4 protein-coding genes are annotated in these 2,023 nt (G+C 57.8%); 2 read left to right on the top strand and 2 right to left on the bottom strand.

Annotated features, from left to right (window positions below; translation table 11 throughout):
• Positions 1 to 456 (top strand): host attachment family protein (locus tag R3D51_19525; protein ID MEZ5901676.1); only part of this gene is annotated, 456 nt, incomplete at its 5' end.
• 34 nt (positions 457 to 490) lie between these two features.
• Here R3D51_19525 and R3D51_19530 read toward each other — a convergent pair.
• Positions 491 to 910: a secondary thiamine-phosphate synthase enzyme YjbQ gene (locus R3D51_19530; GenBank protein MEZ5901677.1), complete on the bottom strand. Its 420-nt coding sequence runs from the start codon at positions 908 to 910 to the stop codon at positions 491 to 493.
• Between the two features lie 79 nt (positions 911 to 989).
• Between R3D51_19530 and greA the strand changes: the two genes are divergently transcribed.
• Positions 990 to 1,460, top strand: coding sequence for a transcription elongation factor GreA (gene greA / locus R3D51_19535; protein MEZ5901678.1), 471 nt, complete (start codon positions 990 to 992; stop codon positions 1,458 to 1,460).
• A gap of 37 nt (positions 1,461 to 1,497) precedes the next feature.
• Here greA and R3D51_19540 read toward each other — a convergent pair.
• A partial coding sequence (locus tag R3D51_19540) for an SDR family oxidoreductase (GenBank protein MEZ5901679.1) occupies positions 1,498 to 2,023 on the bottom strand: 526 nt, incomplete at its 5' end.

Below are 2,023 nucleotides of genomic sequence, written 5' to 3' on the forward strand. Positions count from 1 at the left end.
GCCATGAAGCGTTTGAAGACTGGCGATTGGGTTGTGGTTGCGGACGGTGCACGCGGACTTGTACTCGTCAATACGGGCACAGCGTTGGAGCCGGAGCTGAGCACGGTGCGGACCTATGGCCAGGACAACCCCAAAACCAGCGAGCTTGGCCGCGACAAGCCAACACGCACTTTCGAATCCGTCGGCACCCGCAGATCGGCTGCTGAGGTTCCCGATCTCCATCAGCGAGCAGAAGACCGCTTCGTGGGGGAGATCATTGCCGAGCTCACAAAGGACGCAAGTGACAAGGCTTTCGACAAGGTTGTGATTGTTGCTCCGCCTGTTGCGCTTGGAGAAATGCGCAAGGTCGCTTCCGAAGGTCTAGCCGCCAAGGTATCTGCCTGGATTGACAAGGATCTGACCAAGGAGCCGATCACTTCAATCACCAAAACGGTTGTGCGCGAGCTGGAAGGCTGAGCCTTTTGCGTTCGTTCGAGCTGCAATTGCGCGCTTACTCGCCGCAGGCATGCAGAACCAGCTGCCGGCTGTGAGGGGCCGCGCGGTGTTCAAAAAGGTAGAGCCCCTGCCATGTTCCCAGCATCATTTGCCCGCGTGACAAGGGTATGGTTAGCGTCGATTGCGTCAGCGCCGCTTTTACGTGCGCGGGCATATCGTCGGGCCCTTCGCAGGTGTGAATAAAAAGACGATCTCCATCGGGAACCAGCCGCTTGAAAAAGGCAGTGAGATCGCGCTGGACATCAGGGTCAGCATTCTCCTGAATGACAAGCGATGCGGAGGTGTGCCGACAGAAAACGTGAAGCAGCCCGCATGAGATACTGCTGTTTGCTACAAACCGAGCGGCGTCTAGTGTGAATTCGTAAAGCCCCGCTCCGCGCGTGGCGATTGAAAGTATATCTTGCTGTTGGCGCATCGCTTGCCATCCGTGATGTGGTCGTCTCGTGCGCCAGCTTAGAGCCTGAGGGCATTTAACCGTCAAGGAAGGAGCAGGTTTGAGTCGAGCTTTTGTCAGGGACGATGATGGTGGTGAGGGCAGTGAGGACTTGCCCGACCGTTTGATCTCGTCTCACCGCAATTTGGTGACGGAGTCAGGACTAGCCATGATTGAGGCGGAGCTGGAAGCGCTGGGCGTCGCCTATGCTCAGGCGCAAGGTGCCGCCGACAGAATTGGATTGCAAAAGATTGCGCGCGAGATGCGCTATTGGACAGCGCGGCGCGCTTCGGCTGAGGTTCAGAGCGCGCCGCCCAAGGACGGGATTGTCCATTTCGGCTCTCGCGTCACCATTCTGCGCGACGACGGCCGCCGAGCAACCTATCGAATCGTGGGCGAAGATGAAGCAAACCCGGCCAAAGGGTCGCTTTCCTATGTGTCCCCGTTGTCCCAAGCATTAATGGGCCGGCGTGTCGGCGACGAAGTGACCGCAGGTCAGGGAACTGCTGAGATCGAGGCGATCGGCCAATAGGGTTCAATGCCTGTCAGCCGATCGCGATCGTAGACACCTACAAGATGGAGCGTACGACGCCGCCATCAACTCGCAACGAAGCGCCATTGGTGGCGGATGCTTCTTTCGAGCACACATAGACTACCATGTTGGCCACTTCCTCCACCGTCGCGAAGCGCTGAATGAGAGAGGAGGGGCGGTGAGTCTGTACGAAATTGCTCGCCATTTCGTCGGCGCTTATCCCGGCCTGCTTGGCAAGCGCCTCCAGGAAGCCCTCAACGCCGTCTGAGCGGGTTGGACCGGGCAGCACGGAATTCACCGTGACGTTCGAACCAGCCGACAGTTCCGCCAAGCCGCGTGAGATCGCCAGCTCTGCCGTCTTTGTGAAGCCATAGTGAATGAACTCTTTTGGAATCTGTACGGCCGATTCAGAGGAGATGAAAACAATGCGCCCCCAGTTGCGCTTCAACATGTCCGGCATCAGAGCGCGCGAGAGGCGGATGCCTGAAAGAACGTTCGTCTCGAAGTAATGGGTCCAGTCAGTGTCTGGAATTTCGAAAATGTCCTTAGGCTCGAAAGTGGCA

This window comes from Hyphomicrobiaceae bacterium (genome assembly GCA_041397645.1).
Lineage (GTDB): Bacteria > Pseudomonadota > Alphaproteobacteria > Rhizobiales > Hyphomicrobiaceae > Hyphomicrobium_B.

Bases quoted from the DNA above. Each gene is read 5' to 3' on its own strand.
- R3D51_19530 (MEZ5901677.1), bottom strand. From the start codon at position 910: ATGCGCCAACAGCAAGATATACTTTCAATCGCCACGCGCGGAGCGGGG.